18 protein-coding genes are annotated in these 25,243 nt (G+C 65.8%); 11 read left to right on the top strand and 7 right to left on the bottom strand.

The annotated features are described in order from the left end of the window. Positions 1–6: 6 nt before the first annotated feature. The 4 genes from SMA01S_RS14010 to SMA01S_RS13995 all read right to left on the bottom strand — a co-directional run bounded on the left by SMA01S_RS14010 (position 7) and on the right by SMA01S_RS13995 (position 5,059). Positions 7–585, bottom strand: a complete 579-nt coding sequence (locus tag SMA01S_RS14010) for an NAD(P)H-dependent oxidoreductase (RefSeq protein ID WP_066823393.1) — start codon at positions 583–585, stop codon at positions 7–9. Further along, positions 582–3,263, bottom strand: a complete 2,682-nt coding sequence (locus SMA01S_RS14005) for a bifunctional acetate--CoA ligase family protein/GNAT family N-acetyltransferase (protein ID WP_169804238.1) — start codon at positions 3,261–3,263, stop codon at positions 582–584. Before SMA01S_RS14005 ends, SMA01S_RS14010 begins: the two co-directional genes overlap by 4 nt. Positions 3,264–3,563: 300 nt before the next feature. Then, positions 3,564–3,767 carry a YgaP family membrane protein gene (locus SMA01S_RS14000; protein WP_066823390.1) on the bottom strand — a complete coding sequence of 68 codons (204 nt, stop codon included), beginning with the start codon at positions 3,765–3,767 and terminating at the stop codon, positions 3,564–3,566. 11 nt (positions 3,768–3,778) lie between these two features. Continuing rightward, positions 3,779–5,059, bottom strand: coding sequence for an NAD(P)/FAD-dependent oxidoreductase (locus SMA01S_RS13995; protein ID WP_174543150.1), 1,281 nt, complete (start codon positions 5,057–5,059; stop codon positions 3,779–3,781). A gap of 84 nt (positions 5,060–5,143) precedes the next feature. On the opposite strand from SMA01S_RS13995, the gene SMA01S_RS13990 reads away from it, so the two are divergent. The 5 genes from SMA01S_RS13990 (at position 5,144) to SMA01S_RS13970 (ending at position 11,027) form a co-directional block, all read left to right on the top strand. Continuing rightward, the gene (locus SMA01S_RS13990; RefSeq protein WP_066823384.1) at positions 5,144–5,485 is read left to right on the top strand and encodes a rhodanese-like domain-containing protein; all 342 of its coding nucleotides are present in this window, start codon (positions 5,144–5,146) and stop codon (positions 5,483–5,485) included. A 12-nt stretch (positions 5,486–5,497) separates the two neighbouring features. Further along, positions 5,498–6,523, top strand: coding sequence for an efflux RND transporter periplasmic adaptor subunit (locus SMA01S_RS13985; protein ID WP_066823381.1), 1,026 nt, complete (start codon positions 5,498–5,500; stop codon positions 6,521–6,523). Positions 6,524–6,525: 2 nt separating this feature from the next. Further along, entirely contained in the window at positions 6,526–9,744 is a 3,219-nt protein-coding gene (locus SMA01S_RS13980) for an efflux RND transporter permease subunit (protein ID WP_066823378.1), read from the top strand. After that, a complete protein-coding gene (locus tag SMA01S_RS13975; protein WP_066823375.1) occupies positions 9,741–10,079 on the top strand; it encodes an ArsR/SmtB family transcription factor in 339 nt (112 codons plus the stop codon). Before SMA01S_RS13980 ends, SMA01S_RS13975 begins: the two co-directional genes overlap by 4 nt. Positions 10,080–10,226: 147 nt before the next feature. Further along, entirely contained in the window at positions 10,227–11,027 is an 801-nt protein-coding gene (locus tag SMA01S_RS13970) for a universal stress protein (RefSeq protein ID WP_066823372.1), read from the top strand. Here the strand turns inward: SMA01S_RS13970 and SMA01S_RS13965 are convergent. Next, on the bottom strand, positions 11,016–12,083 hold the full coding sequence (locus SMA01S_RS13965) for a LacI family DNA-binding transcriptional regulator (protein ID WP_218016896.1): 1,068 nt from the start codon (positions 12,081–12,083) through the stop codon (positions 11,016–11,018). The two genes, SMA01S_RS13970 and SMA01S_RS13965, sit on opposite strands and share 12 nt — an antisense overlap. 186 nt (positions 12,084–12,269) lie before the next feature. Here SMA01S_RS13965 and SMA01S_RS13960 point away from each other — a divergent pair, with 186 nt between their 5' ends. From SMA01S_RS13960 to SMA01S_RS13935, 6 genes are read left to right on the top strand one after another with little or no spacing between them, the layout of a single operon-like run. Further along, positions 12,270–14,711 (top strand): TonB-dependent receptor, encoded by a 2,442-nt coding sequence (locus SMA01S_RS13960; RefSeq protein WP_066823544.1) that lies wholly within the window; start codon positions 12,270–12,272, stop codon positions 14,709–14,711. Positions 14,712–14,748: 37 nt separating this feature from the next. Continuing rightward, a complete protein-coding gene (locus SMA01S_RS13955; RefSeq protein ID WP_066823370.1) occupies positions 14,749–16,116 on the top strand; it encodes a sulfatase family protein in 1,368 nt (455 codons plus the stop codon). Continuing rightward, positions 16,116–17,444, top strand: coding sequence for a spinster family MFS transporter (locus SMA01S_RS13950; RefSeq protein ID WP_066823368.1), 1,329 nt, complete (start codon positions 16,116–16,118; stop codon positions 17,442–17,444). The genes SMA01S_RS13955 and SMA01S_RS13950 overlap by 1 nt, the downstream gene beginning before the upstream one ends. A gap of 26 nt (positions 17,445–17,470) precedes the next feature. Further along, a complete protein-coding gene (locus SMA01S_RS13945; protein WP_245649281.1) occupies positions 17,471–19,159 on the top strand; it encodes a glycoside hydrolase family 3 protein in 1,689 nt (562 codons plus the stop codon). Positions 19,160–19,206: 47 nt separating this feature from the next. Then, entirely contained in the window at positions 19,207–20,136 is a 930-nt protein-coding gene (locus SMA01S_RS13940) for a formylglycine-generating enzyme family protein (RefSeq protein ID WP_066823540.1), read from the top strand. Beyond that, positions 20,106–21,833, top strand: coding sequence for a sulfatase family protein (locus SMA01S_RS13935; RefSeq protein ID WP_245649280.1), 1,728 nt, complete (start codon positions 20,106–20,108; stop codon positions 21,831–21,833). The genes SMA01S_RS13940 and SMA01S_RS13935 overlap by 31 nt, the downstream gene beginning before the upstream one ends. A gap of 30 nt (positions 21,834–21,863) precedes the next feature. Here SMA01S_RS13935 and cobA read toward each other — a convergent pair whose 3' ends face one another. Beyond that, positions 21,864–22,652 (bottom strand): uroporphyrinogen-III C-methyltransferase, encoded by a 789-nt coding sequence (gene cobA / locus SMA01S_RS13930; RefSeq protein WP_066823362.1) that lies wholly within the window; start codon positions 22,650–22,652, stop codon positions 21,864–21,866. Further along, positions 22,639–25,242: a nitrate reductase gene (locus tag SMA01S_RS13925; RefSeq protein ID WP_084250304.1), complete on the bottom strand. Its 2,604-nt coding sequence runs from the start codon at positions 25,240–25,242 to the stop codon at positions 22,639–22,641. Before SMA01S_RS13925 ends, cobA begins: the two co-directional genes overlap by 14 nt. Position 25,243: the final 1 nt, after the last annotated feature.

Raw genomic sequence — 25,243 nt, 5'->3', positions numbered from 1 at the left:
GCAGCGTCAGCCCCCGCCCGTTCCCAGGATGAACATGTCGTCCAGCCACCGCCCGCGCTTGGCCGCATTCTGTTCGACCGCGCCGTACAGGATGTGATGCACCGGCCTGATGCCGACGAACCTCAGGATGTTGCGCTCGAGGCTCTTCACGCTGTGCGAGCGGAACCACAGGGCGTAGAATGCCGCGGGCATCCCCATCGTCACGACCACCGTGGCCGATTTGCCGCGCAGCAGACCGCCGCCCAGCGACGCTTGATCGTTCAGCGCGAATCCCGGTCGCATGACCTGCTCGAGGAAGGCCTTGAGCAGCGCCGGCACGTCGCCGAGCCAGAGGGGATAGAAGAAGACGATATGGTCGGCCCAGGCTATCGATGCCTGAGCGTCGGCGATCGCCGGCGCGGGCTGGCCCTTGGCCCATTCCTCCCGCGATCGTAGGATGGGGACCTCCGTTGTCGCGAGATCGATCCGGCGCACCTCATGTTCCCATGAGAGTGCGCCCTCCGCATAGCGATCGGCAAGCGCATGGATCAGCCTCGCCCGATCGGGATCGGGATGGCCGTCGATCACCAGGATGCGCCGCCTCACTCAGCCGGCTCCATCTCCGTCGCTGCGGGCTGCCGCAGCGTGCGGCGCAATACTACTTCCGATCCAAGGTCGGTGCCCGGTACCGGCACGAAGCCCGCTTCACGTTCGAGCGCCAGTGCGGCCCGGTTCTCGCAACTCTCGACCGACTCGATCGCGCCGATACCCTCGGCCTCGGCGTAGCGGACGACATGCTCGACCAGGGTCCAGCTAACGCCCTTATCCTTGAAATCGCTGCGCACCGAAACCGCCAGTTCGGCGCGTTCGCGATCTGGATCGCACGCCAGCAATGCCGACGCGATCACCGTGCCGTCGGGTGCGAACGCTAGGAAATGCATCGTCCGCCAGTAATCGATCTGGGTCATCGCCACGAGCCGGTCGCGGCCGACGTCGCGCAGACCGGTCAGGAAGCGAAACCGCAAATCGTCGCTCGTGACATGGTGGAAGAGATCCGCCAGCGCGTCCTCGTCGTCGGGCAGGACGGGCCGCACGTGCATCGTCACGCCGCCGCGCGTCGTCAAATCGGCCGTCCATTCCATCGGCGCCGGCCGGATCACGAGCCGAGAGCGCGCCTCGTCAAGCGACAGTCCGATCCGGGCATCGAGCGCGATCGCGCCGTGCTCGTCGACGAGCAACGGATTGATGTCGAGCTCGGCGATTTCGGGCATATCGATGACCAGCGCCGACACCGCATTGAGCGCGCGCACCACGGCGTCGATGTCGCCTGCGGGTACGTCGCGATAGGCGCCAAGCAGCGTCGCCACGCGCGTTCCGGAGATCATTTCGCCCGCCAGCACATTGTCGAGCGGCGGCAGTCCGAAGGCGACGTCGCGTGTCACCTGGACTGTCTTGCCACCGGCACCGAAGGCGATCACCGGACCAAAGGTCGGATCGCGCGCGACGCCGATCAGCAATTCGCGGCCCGAGGGAGAATTGACCATCGACTCGATCTCGAACCCGGTGATCGACGCTTTGGGATACTCGTGTCCCAACCTGGCCGCCATCTCTGCCGCAACGCGCTGCGCGTCTTCCACGGTCGCGACGTCGAGCGCGACACCACCGACATCGGACTTATGCGGCAATTGCGGCGAGACCACCTTCACCGCATAGGGCGGCGGCAGATCGGCACAGACCCGCGCTATGGCATCGCTATCGCGGGCAAGCATTCCTCGTACCACCGGAATGCCATAGGCGCCGATCACCGCTTTCGCCTCGGTTGCCGAGAGTTGCTGTCGGCCCGCATTGCGGGCGCCGACGATGATGGCGCGCGCGCGGGCGCTATCGCTGGCGGGGACGAGCTGGTGCGCAGGCGCGCGCATCAGCGCCTCACGGGCGGCGCTCGCCTTGGCGAGGTAACCGAACGCACGGACCGCATCGTCCAGATTGTCGAAGACGGGAATGCCGGCGGCGTCGAACAGCGTCCTCGCCGCTTCCGCGTTACGCGGCCCCATCCAGCAAGCGATCAGCGGCTTGCGCCCCCCTGCGTCGGCGCGTGCCGCGATCACGCCCCTGGCGATCTCCTCGCCCGTCGCGACTGCGGTCGGGCAATGGATGACCAGCGCAGCATCGACCGCCGAATCGGCGAGGACGGCGCGCGTCGCGACCGAGAAACGCTCGGCGCGCGCGTCGCCGACGACATCCACGGGATTGGCACGCGACCATCCTGCCGGCAGGTCGGGATCGAGCGCGTCGATCGTTGCCGCCGACAGGGTCGCGAGGCGCGCGCCGGCACCAGGCAAGGCATCGGCTGCGAGTACCCCTGCCCCGCCGCCGTTCGATATGATCGCCAGCCGGTCACCATAAGGCGGGCGGTAGCGCGACAGGATCTGCGCCGCGTCGAACAATTCGCCCAAGATATCGACCAGGATGATGCCTGCGCGGCGGAAGGCAGCGGCGTAGACGTCGTACGATCCGGTCAGCGCCCCGGTATGCGAGAACGCCGCCTTGCCGGCACCTTCTGTGCGCCCGGCCTTGATCGCGATCACCGGTTTGATGCGAGACGCGGCGCGCGCCGCCGACATGAACTTGGCCGGGTTGGTCACCTGCTCGACATAGAGCAGGATCGCCTCGGTATGCGGATCGCCGGCGTAGAAGTCGATCAGGTCGCCGAGATCGACATCGGCCATGTCGCCCAACGACACCACGCCCGAAAAGCCGACATGCCGGTCGGCCGCCCAATCGAGCATCGCAGTGACGAGCGCGCCGCTTTGCGACAGGAAAGCGAGCCGTCCGGCGGCCGCATTGCGCGGCGCGAATGAGGCATTGAGCCCGGCATGCGGCAGCAGCAATCCCAGGCAATTGGGCCCGATCAGGCGGACGTCGTGGGGCCGCGCGGCATCGAGCATCGCCTGACGCGCGGCGGCGTCATGCGGGACCGTCGAAATCACGGCCACGACCTTCGTACCGATCGCTCCCAGCTGATCGATGATCGCGGGAATGGTCGCGGCAGGCGTGACGACAACCGCCAGGTCGGGCTTGCGCGGCAGGTCGGCGATCGACTCCACCCACCAGACGTCATCCAGTTCGACCTTGTCGGGATTTACCGCGAACACCGTCCCCGCGAAGCCGCCGTCGATGATATTCTCCAGCACGCGCGTGCCGAGCGATCCGGCCTTGCTCGATCCGCCGATGATGGCGATCGATTGCGGGTGGTTGAGCGCGTCGAGATGTCGGATCGTCATGATGCCTGTTCCGCCTGAAGCCAGTGTGTCGGGCGGACTGTGCCGGGCGGGCCGATCGATCTCCATCCGTATTGCCCCGGATGCGACCGGTCCGTCGCGCTCGTCGACGGTCGCTGTCCGGACCTCGCGTACGCCGACGCGGAGCCATGCGTAGGTGGCGCCACCGCCGAGAACGTCCGGCAGGATCGACCAGATATAGGGCGCCTCAGGCGCTCAAATTTGGAACCGCGCCGTCGCCACAGCGTAGCGGATTGTATGCAGCACCACTCGGCACGGCGGCGGCTCGGTCGGTAGCCGTAATCAGCGGAACGCCTGCCCCGAACGCAAGCCGAGCGCGCGGAAGATCATCGCCGCAGGGCAGAATCCGGTGAAGCTCGCCTGCACCATGTTGGCGCCAGCGAAGATCGCCAGCGCGATCCACCAGACGTTGACGGTGAGGCTGAGCACGGCGCCCAGCAGCACCATGCACCCGGCAAAGGCCATCACGGCACGATCGATATTCATGGCAATCCTCCTCAGTCGAAGCGCAGTTTCTTGACCCCGAGCACATGCAGCGCGAGCTTTTCGTAGAAGGGCTCACTCTCTCCCCGGCGGATTTTGCGCAGGAAGTATTTTTCGAACCCGACCTTGGCGAGATGCACCCACTTTCCCTCGGCCGCCCAATTGGTGTTGCGTGGTGGGATCTGCGGCTTGGCGATGAACGCCACGCCGCCGTCGCCGAAATCGGCGAGGCAGATCGCATTCCAGCTCGCCTCGTGGGTCGGCTCCTTGCCGTCGATAATCTCGCCGAGATTCTCGACGGTCGCGGTCACCATGCTTTCGATCATGAAACCGGTCTTGGGCACGCCGACCGGCAGAGGCGTCGGCCCGACCGGCGGAATCGCGATGCACACGCCCAAGGCGAAGATGTTGGGGAAGGCGGGATTGCGCTGATGCTTGTCGATGAGGATGAACCCGCGCGGGTTGCTCAGTCCCTCGATGCCGCGCACCGCCTCGACGCCGCGAAAGGCGGGCAGCAGCATGGCGAAGCCAAACGGTATGTCGTGGGCGCGCTTCGTCTTCCCATCCTCGTCGACTTCTTCGACGTGCATGACCTCGGCATCGACGCCGATCACCTTGGCATTGGTGATCCACTTGATGTGACGATCGCGCATCTCACTTTCGAGCAGACCCTTGGTGTCCCCCACACCGTCGAGCCCGAGATGGCCGATATAAGGTTCGGGGGTGACGAAGGTCATCGGCACCCGGTCGCGCACGCCGCGGCGCTTGAGCTCGGTGTCGAGGATCATCGCGAATTCGTACGCGGGCCCGTAGCATGAGGCGCCTTGCGCCGCCCCGACCACGATCGGCCGCGGGTTCGCGCACAATTCCTCGAAGCGGCGATGCGTCTCGGCGGCATGCTGCGTCTGGCAGATCGACAGCGTGTTTCCTTGCGGCCCGAATCCCGGAATCTCGTCGAATGCCAGATCGGGGCCGGTGGCGATGACCAGATAGTCATAGTCGATCGTCGATCCGTCGCCGAGCTCGAGCCGATTCTCGCCCGGCACGACGCGGGTGGCGCCAGCGGCGGTAAAAGCGATGCCGTGACGCTTCATCACCGGCGGCAGATGCACCCGGATCGCCTCCGGCTCACGCCAGCCGACCGCCACCCAGGGGTTCGACGGCACGAACCAATAATCCTCGGAATTGCCGACCAGCTCGATCTCGGCGCGGTCCCTCAGCTTCGCGCGGAGTTCGTAAGCAGCGATCGTGCCGCCCAGCCCCGCTCCCAGGACAACGATTTTAGGTACCGGCACTTCAGCCTCCTCGTTTATATACATTGCACTTTTCTAATATGCACATTATCTGATATTAGTAAATTCTAATTCAAGAGGTGGTCAATGGTTGATTTCGGCAATCGCGTGCGCGTTCGCGAACTCGATCCGCAGGCGCTGAAGGCGATGCTCGACGCGGACACTGCCATGGTGGTCGACGTGCGCGAGCCCGACGAATTCGCGGCCGGACACATAGCAGGCGCGATGAACCTGCCGCTGTCGGGCTTCGATCCCACGTCGCTACCGTCCGCCGATGGCAAGGTCCTGGTCCTCAATTGCGCGGGCGGCCGACGCTCGGCCACCGCCCTCGGAAAGTGCGCCGCAGCACGCGTGGCGGTCGATACGCATCTTTCCGGAGGGATTGGCGCCTGGAAGGCGGCTAACTTACCGCTCGTGACCGGATCCTGAGAGGACTGACGCGTGACGACCCTGTCTTTTAGAACGGCCTTCGCCGCTGCGGCGCTGGCATCGCTCGCCGCCTGCGGCGGGGGGGATCGCGCCACGCCGGTCGAAACGCGCTCGGCGGCGAGCGGTCCGCGGCTTCGGCTGCAGCCGACGGCCACCACGGACTGGAAGGATGTCGGCGGGGAAATCACGACGACCGACCGCGCCGATGCCCGGGCGCGGATCGCCGGCGTGCTGGAGACGCTGCTCGTCCGCAAGGGAGACATGGTGACGAAAGGCCAGCCGCTCGGCCGGGTTGTCGACAACCAGCTCGGCTACCAGGCCGCCGCTTATGGTGCGCAAGCGGCTGCGGCCGAGGCGCAATTGCGGCAGGCTCAGGCCGATCTTCAACGCGTCGAATATCTGTATCAGCGCGGCGTCTATGCCAAGGCGCGGCTCGACCAATCGCAGGCCGCGGTCGGGACGGCCTCTGCGCAGGTTCGCGCCGCACGCTCGCAACAGTCGGCCGTGGGCGCCGTCGCCGGTCAGGGCCTTGTCCTGGCGCCATCGAGTGGCCGGGTATTGGTGGCCGACGTCCCCGCGGGGTCGGCGGTTACTCCCGGCACGTCGATCGCCACCGTCACATCCGGCCCGCTCGTCGTTCGGCTCGACCTGCCGGAGTCGCTCGGCGGCCACGTCTACTCGGGGACATTGGTGACGGTCTCCGGAGTGGCGGAAGGGCATGACCTGAGCGGCACGGTCAGCAAGGTTTATCCCGCGATCGAGGCCGGTCAGATTCGCGTCGACGTCGCGGTGCCCGGGCTCGACGGCTCGCTGATCGGGCGCCGCGTCACCGCGCATGTCGGCATCGGAGAGCGTCAAGCCATTCTCGTCCCGGCGGCCTTCGTCATCACGCGCTTCGGAATCGACTATGTCATGATCGTCGCGCCCGACGGGCAACAGTCGACCGTGCCTGTCCAGACGAGGCCGGCGGAGGGCGGCAGGGTCGAGATCCTGTCGGGCGCAGGCGCCGGCGATACGCTGGTCGGTCCGGGGCGCTGACGGTGGCGCTGGGCATTTCCGGGCGGATCACGCGGGCGACGATCAACTCGCCGCTCACGCCGCTCTTCCTGCTGACAGCGATTCTGGTCGGGCTGATCGCGACGATGACGATCGCTCGGGAGGAAGAACCCCAGATCAGCGTGCCGATGGTCGATATCCAGGTCGCGGCGCCAGGCCTGTCGGCAGGTGATGCCGTCGAGCTGGTGGCCAAGCCGCTCGAGACGATCGTCAAGAGCGTCAATGGAGTCGAGCACGTCTACACCCAGGCCGAGAATAACGGCGTGCTGGTGACCGCACGCTTCCTGGTCGGCTCCAATCCCGAAGATGCCGCAATCCGCATCAACGAACGGCTCAACGCCAATATCGACCGTATTCCGGTCGGGATACCGGCGCCCAAGGTCACGGTGCGCGGGATCAATGACGTGCCCATTGTCGTCCTGACTCTGACGCCGAAGGCGAATGCACCGGGCCGATGGACCGACCAGTCGCTTCGCGATCTGGCCGGCCGGCTGCAGACCGAGGTGGCCAAGGTCGATGATGTCGGCCTGTCCTTCATTATCGGCGGCCAGCAGCAGCGGATTCGCGTCGTGCCCGATCCGGCCAGGCTCGCGGCGCGACGAGTCACGCTGGGTGCGGTGATCGAGGCCGCGACCCAGGCGAACCGCGCCTTCCCCGCGGGATCGGTCCGCGAGCGTGGCGGAGCGGCCGACGTCGTGGCGGGGCGTATGCTGACGAGCGCGGCGGATGTCGGCCTGCTGACCGTGCGGTCGGTCAGCGGCGAGGCGATCTATCTGCGCGACGTCGCGACGGTGACCGAAAGCCCGGGCCAGGACCAGGCACGGTCCTGGCGCTGGGCGAGGCAGGGCGGCGCATGGTCGAAGGCACCCGCGGTCAGTCTGGCGATCGCCAAGCGTCCGGGCGCCAATGCCGTGACTGTGTCGGACGCCATCGTGCGCCGCGTCGGCTCGCTGAGCGGCAGCCTGATCCCCGACAGCGTGACCGTCTCCGTGACTCGAAATTACGGGGAAACGGCCAACGACAAAGCGAACGAGTTGCTGTTCCATCTCGGCCTCGCGACCGTGTCGATCGTTCTGTTGATCGGGTTCGCGATCGGGTGGCGCGAAGCCGGGGTGACCGCGATCGTCATCCCGACGACGATCCTGCTGACGATGTTCGCCTCCAAGATCATGGGCTTCACGATCAACCGGGTGAGCCTGTTCGCCCTGATCTTCTCGATCGGCATCCTGGTCGACGACGCGATCGTGATGATCGAGAATATCGCCCGTCACTGGGCGATGGACGACGATCGCAACCGTGTCGACGCCGCGATCGGCGCGGTCGCCGAGGTCGGCAACCCGACCATCGTCGCCACCACCACCGTCGTCGCCGCGCTGCTGCCGATGCTGTTCGTCTCCGGGCTGATGGGGCCGTACATGGCACCGATCCCGGTCAACGCGTCCGCGGCGATGATCTTTTCGTTCTTCGTAGCGGTGATCATCGCGCCGTGGCTGATGATCCGCTTCGCGCGCAAGTCGCTTGGCGGCCAGGGCCACCAGGATGCCCATGGCGGCAAGCTCGGCAAGCTCTATGCGCGGGTTGCCTCCCGCGTGATCGCGACACGGCGGTCGGCCAGCACGTTCCTGATCGCGGTCGGCGTGGCGACGCTCGTCGCCTGCTCGATGTTCTATTTCAAGGCGGTCACCGTGAAGTTGCTGCCGTTCGATAACAAATCGGAGGTCCAACTCGTCGTCGACATGCCCGAGGGCACGAGCCTGGAGAACACCGCGCGCATGATCGACCAGGCGGCGGCGGTCGCCCGCGCCGTGCCCGAAGTCACCTCGATGGAAGCCTATGTCGGCACATCGGCGCCGTTCAATTTCAACGGGCTCGTGCGGCACTATTTTCTGCGCAACCGTCCGGAAATGGGTGACCTGATGGTGACGCTCCAGCCCAAGGGCGACCGGTCTCGGTCGAGCCATGCAATCGCGGTCGATCTGCGCAATCGGCTGAAGTCGATCGCCCTTCCCGCCGACGGTTCGATCAAGGTGGTCGAGACACCGCCGGGGCCGCCAGTGCTCGCGACGCTGCTCGCCGAAATATACGGGCCCGACGAAGCCAATCGCCGGGCCACGGCGGCGACGGTCGAACGGCTGTTCAAGGGCATTCCTTACATCGTCGATGTCGACAACAGCTTCGGCACGCCCCGCCCGCAACTCCGCCTGGTCCCCGATCGCGCCAAGCTCGATTATTACGGGCTGTCGGAACGCCAGGTCTTCGACAGCATCGCCGCGCTGCTCGGCGATCAGGTCGTCGGCTATGCGCCGCGCGGCAACCAGCGCGACCCGCTTCCGATTGAGGTGTCGCTCGACCAGGCGCAGCGCAATTGGTCGTCGACCCTGGCGGCGACTCCGATCGCTGCCACGCAAGGACCGAATGGGCCGGTGCCGGTGCCGCTCGGCGAGGTCGTCACCGCGTCGATGACCACGGGCGACACACAATTGTTTCGGCGCGACGGCCGGGCCGCCGACATGGTGACCGCCGAGCTCGCCGGCCGCTACGAAGCGCCGATCTACGGCATGCTGGCGGTCGACGACGCAATCGAGCATTTCGACTGGAAGCGCGCCGGGCTGGCCAAGCCCGAGATACGCCTGAACGGACAGCCGGAGGACGAAACCAGGCCGGCTTTGCTCTGGGACGGCGAGTGGGAAATCACCTGGGTGACGTTCCGCGACATGGGGGCGGCGTTCATGGTGGCGTTGCTCGGCATTTACGTACTGGTGGTCGGGCAATTCCGCAGCTTCAAGTTGCCGCTGGTGATCCTGACCCCGATCCCGCTGACGCTGGTCGGCATCGTCGCAGGGCACATGATGTTCGGCGCGCCCTTCACCGCCACGTCGATGATCGGCTTCATTGCCCTCGCCGGGATCATCGTGCGCAACTCGATCCTGCTGGTCGATTTCGTGCGCCACGCGCGGCGCGCGGACAAATCGCTGCGCGACACCTTGCTCGAAGCCGGCATGATCCGCTTCAAGCCGATCGTGTTGACCGCAGCGGCGGCGATGATCGGCGCCGCGGTGATCCTGACCGATCCGATCTTCCAGGGCCTGGCGATCTCCTTGCTGTTCGGGCTCGCCTCGTCGACCCTGCTGACCGTCCTTGTCATCCCGGCAATCTACATCGTCTTGCGCGAGGACGACCGACCGCTCACCTTGGCGGCATGAAACACACCGATCCGATCGACGAATTGCGCGCGAATGCCGACCGCATGGCGGCCGTCCTGCGCCTGCTCGCCAATCGCGAGCGGCTGATCATGCTGTGCCGCCTGTCCGCGGGCGAGGCATCGGTCAACGAATTGGTGGATTTGACGGGCCTCGCCCAGTCGGCCGTATCGCAGCACCTCGGCGTGTTGCGCGAAGGCGGTGCTGTCGCAGTCCGGGCGGACGCCCAGACTCGCTATTATCGTATCGCCGACGACATGGTCCGGTCGATCTTCAACGCACTATGCGAAGCTTGTGGTGAGCAATCCTCCACCGGCCCGCACAACACCGCCGCTTAAATACCCAGCCCGATGGCGCCGGCCATCACCCTGGCCAAAAGATCGTCGGAGCGTATCCGGGCATCGTCCGGTGGGTCCGTAAATCCACCAATAGCGTGCCGCCCGCGACCCCGGCTAGCCCTGGTCCATGCAAAGCGGAGGCACGCCATGAAGACCCTGTTGGTTCTTGCCCATGACGATCCCGGACAGGAAGCCCGGATCCAACTCGCGGTGGATCTCGCGCGACGGCTCGACGCACACCTGACCCTTCTGGACGTAGTGATTCTACCGCCCCCCTATGTCGACGACTCGGTGGGTAGCGCGATCAGCGCCACGATCGTCGAAAGCGAAATCGAGCAGGAAGCAGCCAATCGCACCAAGCTCGAGGCGCGGCTCGTTCACGAAGACGTTTCGTGGGACTGGCAGGAACGCACCGGCGATCTGGTGGGCAGTTTGTGCGGCGCCGCGCAGTTCGCCGACCTGGTCATCGTCGACCGGCAGCTCGAGGATCCGATAACGCCGATGCGCAGCGCCATTGGCGGCGTGATCACGGGAGCAGGCAAGCCGATCCTGGCGGTACCGCAGGACGTGCGGAAATTCGACGATCGTTGTGCGGTCGTCGGGTGGGATGGGTCGGCCGCCGCGACCGCCGCGCTCCGGAACGCGATCCCGCTCCTCAAACTCATGGAGCGGGTATTCCTCGTCGAGGTCGCGACCGACAGAGCCGATGGCTGGGCGGAGGACGCGGCGCGTTATCTGTCGCGTCATGGCATTCATGCGCGCGTCGAGCGCGTCCCGCAATTGGCCTTGGGCATCGCGCATACCTTGATCGCCGAGGCCGGCCGCCATGGCGCGGGACTGATCGTCGCCGGCGGCTACGGCCATTCCAGGCTGCGCGAGGCGGTGTTCGGCGGGGTGACGCGCGAACTGCTCAGGCATTCGCCCTGTCCCTTGCTGCTATCGCACTGAACCGATCCCCTGCACCGGGGCACCGCTGGACCCTCTGATCACGAGGGAATGTTCGGCATAAATCGTGGAAACGGCTGGAGACGATCGTGCCTGGGGATCGCCGAACATCGCTATCAGCGATTCGACGGCAATCGCCGTCATGTCGACGATCGGCTGCCGGATGGTCGTCAGGGCCGGCCAGATCTTGCGCGAAATCGGACTGTCGTCGAAGCCCACGATGGAAAGTTGGTCGGGTACGCGGATATCGCGACGATGGGCGACGGAGACGACCGCGGCCGCCATGTCGTCGTTGCTCGCGAAAATCGCGGTGGGCGGATCGCGCAATGACAGCAATTGTTCCGTTGCCGCCAGGCCCGAATCGAAGGTGAGATCCCCATCGACGACCAGGTCGGGATCGAAGCCAATGCCATGCTCGGTCAAAGCGAGACGATAGCCCTCGAACCGCGTCCGGCTGATGACGTGATTTTGCGCGCCGCGCACGAAGCCGATGCGGCGATGGCCGAGGCCGATCAGGTAGCGGGTCATGTCGCGCGCGGCGGCGACGTCGTCGACGCGGACCGAGGCCATGTCGGGCAGTTCGTCGCCGGAGCAGAGCGCGATGACCGGCACTTTCAGTCGCTCGACCAGGCCCGTACCGCTGATCGCCTCGCAATGCGGGGCCGGCAAGATGAGCGCGTTCGCGCCACCCGCGACCATGTCGAACAGGATATCGGCGAGCGAGCGCGCCTCTTCGAACCGACGGATCAGCAATTGCGCCCCGAAGCGCGTGGCGGCGTCGAGCGCCCCCACCAGCAAGGCACTGACGAACGCGCTCTCGGCACTGTGATACAATAAGCCGATGCGGGTAATCGTTGCGCTCGCCAGCGCGCGGGCGGCGACATTCGGCTTGTAATCAAGCTCCTCGATCGCCCGTAACACCGCTTCGCGCGTTGCCGGCCGAACGGTGCGCCCGTTGATCACGTTGGACACGGACATCGGCGATACGCCGGCACGCGCAGCAACAGCGTGCATCGTCACCGCGTTGCTCGATTTCCGCGATTTGTCCTTGTCGCCCACATCCGCATCCTCTCAGAAACCAACTTGTTGCGCTACACAAAGTTGTTGACTCGCCCCGAACCCCAGATCATGTAGCGCTACATCTGACGCAGATCAGAGCCGAGGGGATAGCCGGCACCAAGGTTCGAGCATCCCGATTTGGGCCGTCACGCATGTGCGGCTTCGGAAAAAAGGAGGATGCGCACCATGGCCGATCTTCGTAACTTCTATCGCCTCTCCAGCGCGGCGGGCGCGCTCGCCATTTCCCTGGCCCTCGGCGCCTTTCCCGCGCATGCGCAGTCCGCGCCGACGCCAGCGCCAACGAGTCCGGCGGCGCCGAGCGACGACCAGGCGTCCGCGCAGGATACGTCGAACGACATCATCGTCACTGCCCAGAAGCGGAGCGAGCGACTGCAGGACGTGCCGCTCGCCGTGACCGCCGTCAGCGGGGAAACGCTGGCCAGCCGTCAGATCAACGACACCACCGCGCTGACGCGGGCAGTCCCTTCGCTCACCTTCCAGCAGGGCAACCATCCCGCGAACACCACTTTTCGTATCCGCGGTGTCGGCACCGCCTTGTTCGGCCAGGGGGTCGAATCGTCGGTCGCCGTGGTCGTCGACGGCGTTCCGATGGTGCGCGCCGCCCAGTCGCTGTCGGACATCGCCGACGTCGACCGGATCGAAGTGCTGCGCGGACCGCAAGGCACGCTCTTCGGGAAGAATGCGAGCGCCGGCGTGCTCAGCATCGTGACCGCCCGCCCCACGTCCACTTTCGAAGCGAAGGGCGACGTGACGATCGCCGAAGACAATGAATACCGCGTCAAGGGCACGCTGTCGGGCCCGATCTCGGACACGCTGCGCGTGCGCGTCGGCGGCTTTTACAACAATGTGCAGGGCCCCGCGTACAACGTCACGCTGAAGCGCCACGTCAACGGCCAGGAAAGTTGGGGCCTGCGCGGCAAGATCGAGTGGGAGGCGGCGCCCAATCTGACCTTCCTGCTCGGCGCCGATTATCGCGAGACCTATTCGAGCTGTTGCACCTATTCGTCGATCAGCGTGGTCAACCCCGTGATCGCCCGCCTCGAAGCCCCCGTAGTGGCGTCCCCGACCAACCGCCTGGTATCGGAAGATACCCTCAACAAGGCCAACAGCCGCCAGACGACGATCTCGCTGCAGGGTGACTGGGATCTCGGCGCGGCCACGATCACCTCGATCACCGCCTATCAGAAATATCATCTGCTGGTGAACCAGCCGGTCGACCGCATCGACTCGAACCCGGTGCTCTATGTCGGCCCATCCGCTTACGCGTCGTGGAATTTCAACCAGGGCATCGTCGATCTGAACCAGATCTCGCAGGAGCTTCGCATCGCGTCCAACGGCAATCGCGACTTCACCTATGTGGTCGGCGCCTTTTACAGCCATGGCGAGGTGAAACGGCCTTACGCGCGCCGCCGCGCGGTCTGCTCGAGCGGCACGATTGGCCAGCCTTGCGCGGCGCCGACCTATCAATCCTCGTCGAGCTTCGCAGACCTCAAGACCGACAATATCGCGGCATTCGGCCAGGCCGAGTACCGGATCGTCGGCGGCCTCAAGCTGATCGGCGGGCTGCGCGTCCAATATGAAACGGGCACCAATTACGGCACGCAGCTTGGCGTGACCAACGCCGGCGACACGTTGCTGCCGGGCGTGGCCGCCGTCTCGACGGGAACCCTCCGGGACAGTGACACCGCGGTGACCGGCAAGGCCGGCCTGCAATATGAATTCAGCCGCAACCTGCAGACCTATGCGACCTATACCAGGGGGTACAAAGGCATCGGCTACAATATGGAGGCCGGCACCGACTTCGCCCATCAGACCGACCTCAAGCCCGAACACGTCAATGCCTATGAGGTCGGCCTCAAGGGCCGGACCGGAGACGGGCTGCTCAGCTTCGCGCTCGCCGTCTATCGCGCGGATTATACGAACCTGCAGGTGCAGGCCAACCGCGGCGACCCCATCACTGGTGTCGTTTCCTTCATCTCGACCAATGCCGGCAAATCGCGCAGCCAGGGCGTCGAGCTGGAAGCCACGCTGCATCCCCTGGCGAAACTCGATATCCAGGCATCGCTGGCGTATACGGACTCGACGGTCAGCATCGATGGCCTCAACTGCCCGCTCCAGTTCCAGGCCGCCGCGCCGACCCTCACGGGGAACTTCCCCGTCAACAGCTGTTATCGCGCCAGCACCACGGTGAACGGCGTGACGACCGTCTCGGGCCCGCGCCAGGATTTGCGCAACGCGCCCTTGCCTGCCTCGCCCAAATGGCGTTTCACGGTGGCGCCGCGCTACGATTTCGATGTCGGAAGCAGCTTTGGCGGCTTCGCCCAGGTGGCGGTAAGCTATCAGAGCAAGCAAGGCTTCGCCATCGAGCAGGATCCGCTGCTGATCCAGAAGGCCTATACGATCGTCGACCTCAGCGTCGGAGCTTATACCAGCGACCGCCGCTTCAGCCTGACCTTGTTCGCCAAGAACCTGTTCGATCAGAATTATTATTCGACGATCTCGCACAACTCGCTGCTCGCCACGACGACGAATTCGAAGGACATCGTCGCGACCTTCAACAAGGATGCCGACCGCTATGTGGGGGCGACCTTCGCGGTGCATTTCTGATGGTATGATCCGCGGGATTTTTTGAGGGAACCAAGAGATGGATCGTCGTCAGCTTCTCGGGTCGGCCGCGGCATTGCTAGCCAGCCAGGCCTTATCCGGCCCGCTGGGCGCGCGCGGTTCCAAACGCCCGCCCAACTTCATCGTCATTCTGTGCGATGACCTCGGCTATGGCGATATCGAGCCGACGGGCGGACGCCGTATCCCCACCCCCAACCTCAACCGGTTGGCCGCGCAAGGCCTCACCTTCACCGATTATTATTCGCCCGCCAATGTGTGCACGCCGTCACGTGCCGGGTTGCTGACCGGACGCTATCCGGTCCGCACCGGCCTTGGCTATCAGGTCATCATGCAGAACGACACGCGCGTTTTGCCTCAATCCGAGGTGACGATCGCGCAAGCGCTCAAGCCCGCCGGCTATGTCTCCGGGCTGTTCGGCAAATGGCATCTCGGCCATACCGGCGACCATTGGACTCCGATCGCGCACGGCTTCGATTACTTCTTTGGCATTCCATACAGCCACGACATGGCGCCGCTGCCGCTCTACACGATCGACGGCGACGGGCCGGTGCGGGAAGAGAAGCCCGATCTGACCCAATTGCAGCAACGCTTCTACGCCGAAGCCGAGCGCTTCATTGAGCGGAACGCGTCCCGCCCCTTCTTTGTCGAACTGGCGTTGAGCGCGCCGCATTTGCCGGAATATCCCAACAAGGCCTTTCGAGGACGCGCCGCGGTCGGCTCCTATGGCGATGTCGTCGCGGAGATAGACGATATTGTCGGCCGGCTGCTCGCCAAGCTCAAGGCGAGCAAGCTCGATCGCGACACGGTGATCCTGTTCACGTCGGACAACGGTCCCTGGTTCGAAGGCTCGGCAGGCGGTCTGCGCCAGCGCAAGGGCGGCGGCGGCTATGATGGCGGCTATCGCGTCCCGCTGATCGCCTGGGCGCCGGGACTGATTCCCGCGGGTCGCCGTACCGATGCCATCGCCATGGGAATCGATTTCCTGCCCACGTTATGCAGGCTCGCCGGCGCATCGTTGCCGCAGGTCGAGCTCGACGGCCGCGACCTCACGCCGGTTCTCGACGGATCGGCGGCGCGGACGCCGCACGACGCATTGCTGTTGTTCAACAACGAGGATCTCGTCGGCATCCGGACGCAGCGGTGGAAATATGTGGCGTTCGATTATTATCGCGGCCACCTCATCTCGACCGACGCAAAATATCCCCAGCTCTACGATATCGCCGCCGATTCCAGCGAAAGCTACAGCGTCGCCGATCGCTATCCCGAGGTGCTTGCCGACATGCGTGCGCGCTTCGCCGCCGCCCGCACGCGCTTCGCCGGATTCAAGAAGGGCGTTCCGGCGGTTTTCCGCGACTTCACGCCGCCCGGCCTGGTCAAACCCGATTGATGAGCAAGGAGTCGACCAGCGCGGACGTCTGGCCACCCGCGCGCACCGCCTGGTTCGTCGCGATCGTGCTGATGCTGGCGAACACGCTGGCGTTCGTCGACCGCCAGGCGCTCGCGCTTCTCGTGCAGCCGATCAAGCAGGATCTGCAGGCCTCCGATACGGCGATGAGCCTGCTTTATGGATTGAGCTTCACGCTCTTCTATGTCGGCGTCGGCATTCCGGTCGCGCGGCTGGCGGATCGCTCCAATCGGCGCAACATCATCGCGGCATCGATCTTCGTGTGGAGCCTGGCGACCGCGGCGTGCGGGCTGGTGCGATCGTTCGGCGCCTTGTTCGTGGCGCGTATCGGCGTCGGCGCGGGCGAGGCCGGATTCAGCCCGTCCGCTTATTCGCTGCTGTCCGACTATTTTCCGCGCGAACGGCTCGCCTCGGCGATGGGCGTCTATCAGATGGGTGTTTATCTCGGCGGTGCGCTGGCATTGCTCATCGGCGGCCTGGTCGCCGGCGTGCTCCCGCCGGAAAGCTCGTTCACGCTGCCGGTGATCGGCGCGGTAAAGGGGTGGCACGTCGTCTTCCTCGCGCTGGGCGTGCCGGGCTTGCTCCTGTCGCTGCTGGTGCTGGCGATCCGGGAGCCCGCGCGCCACGGGCTGGCGTCGGATTCCGGCTCGGTGCCGCTCTCGGCGCTGTTCAGCCATGTCCTGTCGCGCAAGGCGGCCTATTTCGGAATCTGCCTGGGCTTTGCGATGATGATCCTGGTCGGCAACGGCACGGGCGCGTGGATCCCCGCCTTTTTCGGGCGAAAGTTCGGTTGGACGATCGCGGAAATCGGGGCGCGCTACGGATTGATCGTCTTCTTCTGCGGGACGACCGGCGCCTTGGCCGGCGGCTTCTGCGCCAGCTGGCTGCATCGCCTCGGCTTCTCGCGGGGTAATTTGTTGGTGGCGTTGACCGGATTCGTCGCGCTGGTGCCGCTCACGATCGGGTTTCCGCTGGTCGCGGCACCGGGACTGGCCCTGGCGATGATCGGCGCGATGAACTTCTTCGCGGGTTTCAACCTCGGCGGCGGCCTTGCCGCGCTCCAGGACCTCACGCCCAATCGCATGCGCGCGCTCGTTTCCGCTGGCTACATGCTGCTGGTCAACCTCGTCGGCGGAGTCCTCGGGCCGATGGTGGTGGCGCTCATCACCGATTACGGTTTCCACGATCCGCAGCGCCTGCCGGAAGCCATCGCCATCACCTGCGCCGTCTTCTCACCGCTCGCAGTGGCCTTTCTCCTGCTCGGCATGCACGGGCTCAAGGCCACGCAATCGGCCGAGGGCACCAAATGACCCCCGAGTTCCTGGACGAGCCATCCGTGACTGACCAAAGCGCGGCAATGCCGGATCCGCTCGCGCTTCTTCCGGCGGACCGGCAATGGGTGGAACGCACCCGCGACGGTCTGAACGCCGAAGCCCGTATCGCGCAGCTTTTCATCTTGTCGAGCCGCGAAGACACGGCCGAGGAGACCGCGGCGCTCACCGCGTTCGCTCCGGGCGGCATCCACCGCTTTCCCGCCGGCGATCTCGCGGCAACCTGGCGCGCGACACGGGATGCGCTGGACCGCGCAGAGGTTCCGTTGATCCTGTCGGGCGATATCGAAGGCGGCACGACCAGCTATCCCTTCGTCACGCCCGTCCCCAACCAGATGGGGATCGCGGCCTGCGACGATCTGTCGCTGTCCGAAGAGATCGCCGCGATCGTCGCGAGCGAAAGCCGCGCGCTGGGCTATAATTGGTCGTTCACGCCCGTCGTCGACATCAATCGCGCTTTCCGCAACGCCGTGGTGGGGACGCGGTCCTACGGCGCGGACACGGACACGATCATCGCCCAGGCGCGTGCCTATGTCCGGGTGTTGCAGGCGCATGGCATCGCCGCGACCGCCAAGCACTGGCCGGGCGACGGGATCGACGACCGCGATCAGCATCTGACCACCACCGTCAATCCGCTCGATCTCGCGGAATGGGAAGAAAGCTATGGGCGCATCTATCGTTCGCTGATCGGCGATGGCGTGATGACGGTGATGTCGGCGCATATCGCGCTGCCGGCTTTCGTGCGGTCGCTGGTCCCGGACGCGGGGCGCGAGGCTTTCCGCCCGGCATCGGTCTCGCGCCTGCTCAACCAGACGCTGTTGCGCGATCGGCTGGGGTTTCGCGGGCTCGTCGTGTCGGACGCGACCCCGATGGGCGGGCTCACCAGCTGGATGGACCGTGAAGAGGCGGTTCCGGCGGTCATCGAGAATGGCTGCGACGTGTTCCTGTTCAGCCGCGACCCGCAATCCGACATGGCGCTGATGCTCAAGGGATTACGGGAAGGTCGGTTGAGCGAGGCCCGGCTCGACGAAGCGGTAACGCGGATGCTGACCTTGAAGGCGAAGCTCGGCCTGCACCGCGCGACCGCGGAGGAGCGGCTCCCGCCGCTCGATACGGTGCGCGCGCGGCTGCGGCAGCCGGCCGATCTCGCCACCGCCCGGCGAGCGGCCGGCGAAGGGCTGACGCTGGTCAAGGATATTCAGGCGCTGCTGCCGCTCGACCCGGTGCGCCATCGGCGGGTGACGATGATCGCCGAGCAGGGCTGGAGCTTTGTCTCGGGCGCGCCCGAGCGCAGCTTCGCGCCGTTCACCGAAGAGATGGAACGGCGCGGCTTTGAATTGCGCCTTTACGACCGCGATCATTTTCCGACGCCGGCCGACACCGATCTGCTCGTCTACCTGATCGGCCAGGAAGCGACGCCCAGCCTTGGCCATATCTTCCTCGACATGACCAGATTGCATGGCGGGTCGCGTAAGGCGATGGCCCAGTTCAACCGTGAGGTTCCGACGCTGCTGGTGTCGTTCGGCCAGCCCTATTATCTCTACGACGCGCCCCATTTCTCGACCTATATCAACGCCTATTGTTCGCTGGCCGACAACCAGCGCGAGCTGGTGCGGCGGCTGGTCGGCGAGGCGGGCTTCACCGGACGCAGCCCGGTCGATGCCTTTTGCGGTCAGGAGCAGTTGCGATGGTGACACCGGCATCCGTCACGACAGGTGAAGGCACCGCGTCGACCGCCGGCATGCGCCATCTGGACGGCGGCGTCTTCCTGATGGGATCTGAGCGTTTCTACCCGGAAGAAGCGCCGGTGCGCCCGGTGCGCGTCGATCCCTTCTGGATCGACGAGGCGCCTGTCACCAACCGCCAGTTTGCGCAATTCGTCGCCGCGACAGGTCATCGGACACTGGCGGAGATCGCCCCCGACCCGGCGGATTATCCCGGCATGCCGATCGAGATGGCACAGCCCGGATCGCTGGTGTTCGAGCCGACCGCGGGACCCGTCGACCTGCAGGACTATTCCTTATGGTGGCGGTTCGCCTTCGGCGCGGACTGGCGCCATCCGCTCGGGCCGGGCAGCGCGATCGACGACCTCGCCGATCACCCCGTGGTCCACATCGCTTACGGCGATGCGCAAGCCTATGCCGCCTGGGCGGGCAAAAGCCTGCCGAGCGAGGCGGAATGGGAATATGCCGCGCGCGGCGGCCTGGACGGCGCCGAATTCGCCTGGGGTGACGAACTGGCACCCGAGGGAAGGATGCTCGCCAATTACTGGCAGGGCGCCTTTCCCTTTGCCAACCAGTTGCTCGACGGATGGGAGCGCACCTCGCCGATCGGCACCTACCCGCCCAACGGCTATGGCCTGTTCGACATGATCGGCAATGTCTGGGAGTGGACCGCGGACTGGTGGTCGCTCCCGACGATCGAGAAAAAGAAGCGCGGCAATGCCTGTTGCGTACCGGCCAATCCGCGTGGCGGCCGCGAGCGCGACAGCCGTGATCCGGTCACGCCGGACGTGCGGATCGGGCGCAAGGTGCTGAAGGGCGGATCGCATCTTTGTGCCGCCAATTACTGCCAGCGCTATCGCCCGGCAGCACGCCACGCCCAGACGATCGACTCCTCCACCAGCCATATCGGCTTTCGATGCGTGCTTCGCAGAAAGGACAGACCATGACCTTCCGCCGCCGCTTTCGCCTGCGCATCGTCGCGCTGGGGGCCTGCGCCCTGGCTCTCTCCCCGCTGTCCGCCCGAGGCCCCGCAACGGCATCCCCGTCGGGAAAACCCAAGCCGGTACAGCCCGCGCCGGCGAAACCCGAAAATATCATCTTCGTGCTGGTCGACGACCTTCGCTTCGATGCGATGGGTTTCCTCACCCCTGGCCTGCAGACGCCCAATATCGATTATCTGGCCAAGAACGGGGTCTATTTCCCCAATGCCGTCGTCACCTCGTCCCTGTGCTCGCCGAGCCGCGCGACGATCCTCACCGGGCAGACGGCGCGCAATCACGGCGTGATCGACAACAACAATTCGTCGGAAAAGGGCCTGATCTTCTTTCCCGCCTATCTGCAGCAGGCCGGGTACCAGACGGGCTTCTTTGGCAAGTGGCACATGGGCAACGATACCGACGCGCCACGTCCGGGGTTCGACAAATGGGTCAGCTTCAAGGGGCAGGGAACCTATTTCCCGACCGATCAGCTATCGCCCGCGCAGGTCGCGGCGGGCGAGCGCCAGACGCTGAATGTCGACGGAAAGGTCGTCAAGCGAACGGGATATATCACCGACGAGCTGACCGATTATGCCATGGACTGGCTGGAAAAGGGCCGCGATCCCAGCAAGCCGTTCTTCCTCTATTTGAGCCACAAGGCCGTCCATTCGGATCCAGTGCCGCCGGATCGCTACAAGACGCAATATAGCAATCTCCAGATCAAGCTGCCGGCCAGCATGGCGAACACGCCCGAGAACAATCGCGGCAAGCCGATATGGGTGCGCAACCAGCGCAACAGCTGGCATGGCGCAGACTTCCCCTATCACAGCGATCGCAAACTGGCCGAGCAGGTGCGCGATATCTACCGCACGCTGTCGCCGGTCGATGAGAGCCTGGGTCGGATCATGGCCTATCTCAAGAAGGCGCGGCTCGATCAGAACACGATGATCGTCTTCTATTCGGACAATGGCTTCCTGATCGGCGACCATGGCCTGATCGACAAACGCAACGCCTATGAACCGTCGGTCCGCGTCCCGATGATCGCTTATGCTCCGGGCCTGCTGCCGCGCGGCGCGGTCAACCCCGCTTTGGTGCGCAACCTCGACCTGGCGCCGACGTTCCTCGACGTCGCCCACGTTGCCGAGCCGAAGCAGATGGAGGGCAAGAGCTGGCTCGCGCTGGCCGAAGGCAAAGTGAAAGCGGCCGACTGGAAGCCCGGCGATTTCGTTTACGAATATTATTGGGAATGGACCTTCCCGCAAACGCCGACCACCTTTGCCATCGAGCGCGATCGCCTGAAGTACATCCAGTATCAGGGGGTATGGGATACAGAGGAACTGTACGACCTCTCCAAAGATCCCGACGAGATGAACAACCTCATCGACGATCCCGCCTATTTCGATCGCAAGCTGGTGCTGCGCCATGCTCTGTTCGAGCAACTCGCGAACAGCCGGGGACAGCATGTCGTGCCCTATACCGAGAAGACCAGCAGCGGGTTGGTCAATCGCGACGTGAACGGCACCCGCGCGGCCGATTTCCCGCCGCAATGGTACGTCCAGCCCAATTTGCCGACCAAGATGAACAACCTGTTCCCCGACACGCCGGCCAAGGCCGCGGCGGACAAGGCCGGGCGGCCTTATATCCCGGATCGCACGACCAAGCGGTGAGCGGGACGTTCCTCAAGGCTCTGGGTCAACTCAACGTTGCGCGTCGGCCGCTTTCGTCGCAGCGATCTGCGCCATCGCCGTTCCGGGCGGTGCGACGGCCTCACCGACAATGATCAGCGTCGGGCGATCGTCGGCGATCGTCGCGACCGCGAACGGCAGCAGGTCGAGCCGGGTCTGCAGCCTCGTCTCGCCCGGCAGGCTGATATCGCACGCGACGATAACGGGCGTCGCCGCGGCAAGCCCGGCCGCGATCAGGTTGCGACTGATGTCGGCCGCGGCACCGCGTCCCATGTAGAAGGCGATCGTCGCTTGCGGATCGGCCAGCCGGCGCCAATCGAGGTCGAGCGGGTGACCAGGGGCGGCATGCGCGGTAACGAATTCGACGCGGCGCGCATGACCGCGCAACGACAGCGATAGCCCCGCCGATGCCGCGGCGGCGCTTGCCGCGGTGATGCCGGGGCATATCCGGACGGCGATGCCCTCGGCGGAGAGGGCAGCCATTTCCTCCGCTGATCGGGCGAACAGCGTCGGGTCGCCTCCCTTGAGGCGGACGACGCGCTCGCCGTCGCTGGCCGCTTCGATCAACAGGCGGTTGATCGCTCCCTGGTCGCGCGAATGGCGTCCGGACCTTTTGCCGACCGATACCAGCCTGACATGGTCGGGAATGAGGTCGAGCACGCCGGGTCCGACCAGGGCGTCGTGGAACACCACCGAGGCGCGGCGCAACAGTGCCTCGGCCTTGCGCGTCAGCAAATCGGGGTCTCCGGGACCGGCGCCGACCAGCCAGACGCTGCCCGATGGAAAGTCATCGACCGACATTGATACTCTCCCGATTGGCGTGATCGGCGATCAATCCGGCGATCGCCGGACGGCACGATCCGCAATTGGTGCCTGCGCGCAGCGCCGCGCCGACGGCGGCAACGTCCGCCAGGCCATCCGCGCGGATCGCGTCGGTGATCGCGCGCGCTCCGATATCGAAACAGACGCAGACGATCGGGCCGCGATCGACGCTCGGCCCCGGCGCGCGGCCGGCGAGCAGGGTTGGTGCGACCTCGGGCGCCGCCAATTGCGCGATCAGCCAGTCGCGCGACGGCAGCACGCCCTCCGACGTGACGAACAACAAGGCCGCCAGCCGCTCGTCGCGGATAATGGCGACGCGGCGCGATCCCTTGGCGGGGTCGACAGCTTCGATGCGGTCGCCCTGCGGCAGGAGGCGTTCGATCGCCGCGGCGTCGCCATCGCTGGCCAATTCCCACAGCGTCCCTTGCGGCACCGCGACGCGGGTCGCCCACAGACAATCGGGCATCGCGCCCGGCTCGCCGCGCATCAACAGGAAGCCGCGCCACTCGGTCGCCACCGCCGCGATCGCCGCCGGCGTCGTCTTGAAGCCGGGCTGGCCCGAGTGCGGATCGACCAGCGGGCGCGGCAACAGCCCTGTGCGTCCGCCGGTCGCTCCGCGATCGGTCCAATGGATCGGGACGAACAATTCGCCCGGCCGCTGCGCGTCCGTCACGGCAACGCGATAAAGGCTCTCGCCGCGCGGCGTCGACACCCGGGCGAGCGCGCCGTCGGCGATTTCCAACCGCGCGGCATCGTCGGGATGGACCTCGACCAACGGCTCCTCGCGATGGCGCGCCAGCTTGGGGGCGAGCCCGGTGCGCGTCATCGTGTGCCATTGATCGCGATACCGCCCGGTATTGAGCGTCATCGGCCAGCGTTCGAGCGGCCGCTCGCCGGCACGCTGGGTGACGGTGACCAGCCGCGCTCGCCCGTCCGGTGTCGGATAGACGCCATCGGCAAAGGCGTTGTCGCCCCAGCGGAAGGGCTCCATCGTCTCATAATCGCTATTGCCCGGCGTCGCACGGTCGAGACGGAAGCGGCGCGCTCCGTCATTCTGGTAGGCGCTCAGCCGGACATGCTCCCGCCACACGTCCACCGGACGGTCAAAAGCGAAGGCCGACCTCCAGCCCATGCGACGGCCGACTTCCTTGACGATCCACCAATCGGGCCGCGCCTCGCCCGGGGGCGCGAAGATCGGCCGCTGACGGCTGACGCAGCGTTCCGAATTGGTCACCGTCCCGTCCTTTTCGCCCCAGGCCGTCGCCGGCAGGCGGACGTGCGCGAAGCGGCTGGTGTCGGTATCGGCGATCACGTCGGACACCACGACGAACGGACAGGCGGCCAGCGCCTCGCGCACCTGGCCGGCGTCGGGCATCGAGACGGCGGGGTTGGTCGCCATGATCCAGATCGCCTTGATCCGCCCCTCGCCGACGCCGCGGAACAGGTCGACGGCCTTCAATCCAGGCTTGGTCGCCATGTTGGGCGCGGCCCAGAACCGCCCGACCCGCGCCACATTTTCGGGCGCGAAGTCCATATGCGCCGCCAGGGTCGTGGCGAGCCCGCCGACTTCGCGCCCGCCCATCGCATTGGGCTGGCCGGTGATCGAGAACGGCGCCGCGCCGGGCGTGCCGATCCGGCCGGTCGCGAGGTGCAGATTGGTGATCGCGTTGACCTGATCGGTGCCGCTGACCGACTGGTTGATGCCCTGGCTGAACATCGTCACCGTGCGCGGATTGGCGGCGAACAGGTCGTAGAAACGTCTGAGGTCGGCGGGTTGGACGTCGCACGTCCGCGCCGTCGACCACAGATCGTTCCCCTCTCCAAGCTTGTCCCAGAAATCGCCGGGAACATTGACGTGCCCAGCGAGATAGTCGTGATCGATCAGCCCGGCATCGCGGCACCAGGCGAGTAACCCGTTCATCAGCGCGACGTCGCTGCCCGGCCGGATCGCCAGGTGCAGATCGGCCTCGGCCGCGGTTTCGGTGCGGCGCGGATCGATCACCACCAGCTTTGCGCCGCGCGCGGCGCGCGCAGCCATGATCCGCTGATAGACGATCGGATGGCACCAGGCGGTGTTCGATCCGACCAATACGATCAGGTCGGCGGCGTCGAGATCGGCATAGCTTGCCGGCACCACATCCTCGCCGAACGCGCGGACATGGCCGGCGACTGCGCTCGACATGCACAGCCGCGAATTGGTGTCGATGTTCCCTGAGCCGATGAACCCCTTCATCAGCTTGTTGGCGACGTAATAATCCTCGGTCAGCAACTGGCCGGAGACGTAGAAGGCGACGCTGTTCGGCCCGTGCCGCGCGATCGTGTCGCGAAAGCGCCGCGCGACCAGGTCGAGCGCGCGATCCCAGCCGACGCGCTTGGTCCCGATCATCGGATGGAGCAGCCGCCCCTCGAGCCCGACCGTCTCGCCAAGATGCGTGCCCTTCGAGCACAGCCGACCGGCATTGGCGGGATGATCGGGATCGCCGGCAATCTCCACGCTGCGCTCGCCGGTCCGCCGCGCGACGATGCCGCACCCGACCCCGCAATAGGCGCAGGTGGTGCGTATCTCCACT

Source organism: Sphingomonas mali NBRC 15500, from assembly GCF_001598415.1.
GTDB lineage: Bacteria > Pseudomonadota > Alphaproteobacteria > Sphingomonadales > Sphingomonadaceae > Sphingomonas > Sphingomonas mali.
Note: the sequence above shows the minus strand (reverse complement) of the source record. Positions and strands in the feature narration are given on the sequence as shown.

Coding starts and splice junctions, on each gene's coding strand:
- SMA01S_RS14005 (WP_169804238.1), bottom strand. CDS start 3,263: ATGACGATCCGACATCTCGACGCGCTCAACCACCCGCAATCGATCGCC.
- SMA01S_RS14000 (WP_066823390.1), bottom strand. CDS start 3,767: ATGAATATCGATCGTGCCGTGATGGCCTTTGCCGGGTGCATGGTGCTG.
- SMA01S_RS13990 (WP_066823384.1), top strand. CDS start 5,144: ATGGTTGATTTCGGCAATCGCGTGCGCGTTCGCGAACTCGATCCGCAG.
- SMA01S_RS13975 (WP_066823375.1), top strand. CDS start 9,741: ATGAAACACACCGATCCGATCGACGAATTGCGCGCGAATGCCGACCGC.
- SMA01S_RS13970 (WP_066823372.1), top strand. CDS start 10,227: ATGAAGACCCTGTTGGTTCTTGCCCATGACGATCCCGGACAGGAAGCC.
- SMA01S_RS13960 (WP_066823544.1), top strand. CDS start 12,270: ATGGCCGATCTTCGTAACTTCTATCGCCTCTCCAGCGCGGCGGGCGCG.
- SMA01S_RS13955 (WP_066823370.1), top strand. CDS start 14,749: ATGGATCGTCGTCAGCTTCTCGGGTCGGCCGCGGCATTGCTAGCCAGC.
- SMA01S_RS13950 (WP_066823368.1), top strand. CDS start 16,116: ATGAGCAAGGAGTCGACCAGCGCGGACGTCTGGCCACCCGCGCGCACC.
- SMA01S_RS13940 (WP_066823540.1), top strand. CDS start 19,207: ATGCGCCATCTGGACGGCGGCGTCTTCCTGATGGGATCTGAGCGTTTC.
- SMA01S_RS13935 (WP_245649280.1), top strand. CDS start 20,106: ATGCGTGCTTCGCAGAAAGGACAGACCATGACCTTCCGCCGCCGCTTT.
- cobA (WP_066823362.1), bottom strand. CDS start 22,652: ATGTCGGTCGATGACTTTCCATCGGGCAGCGTCTGGCTGGTCGGCGCC.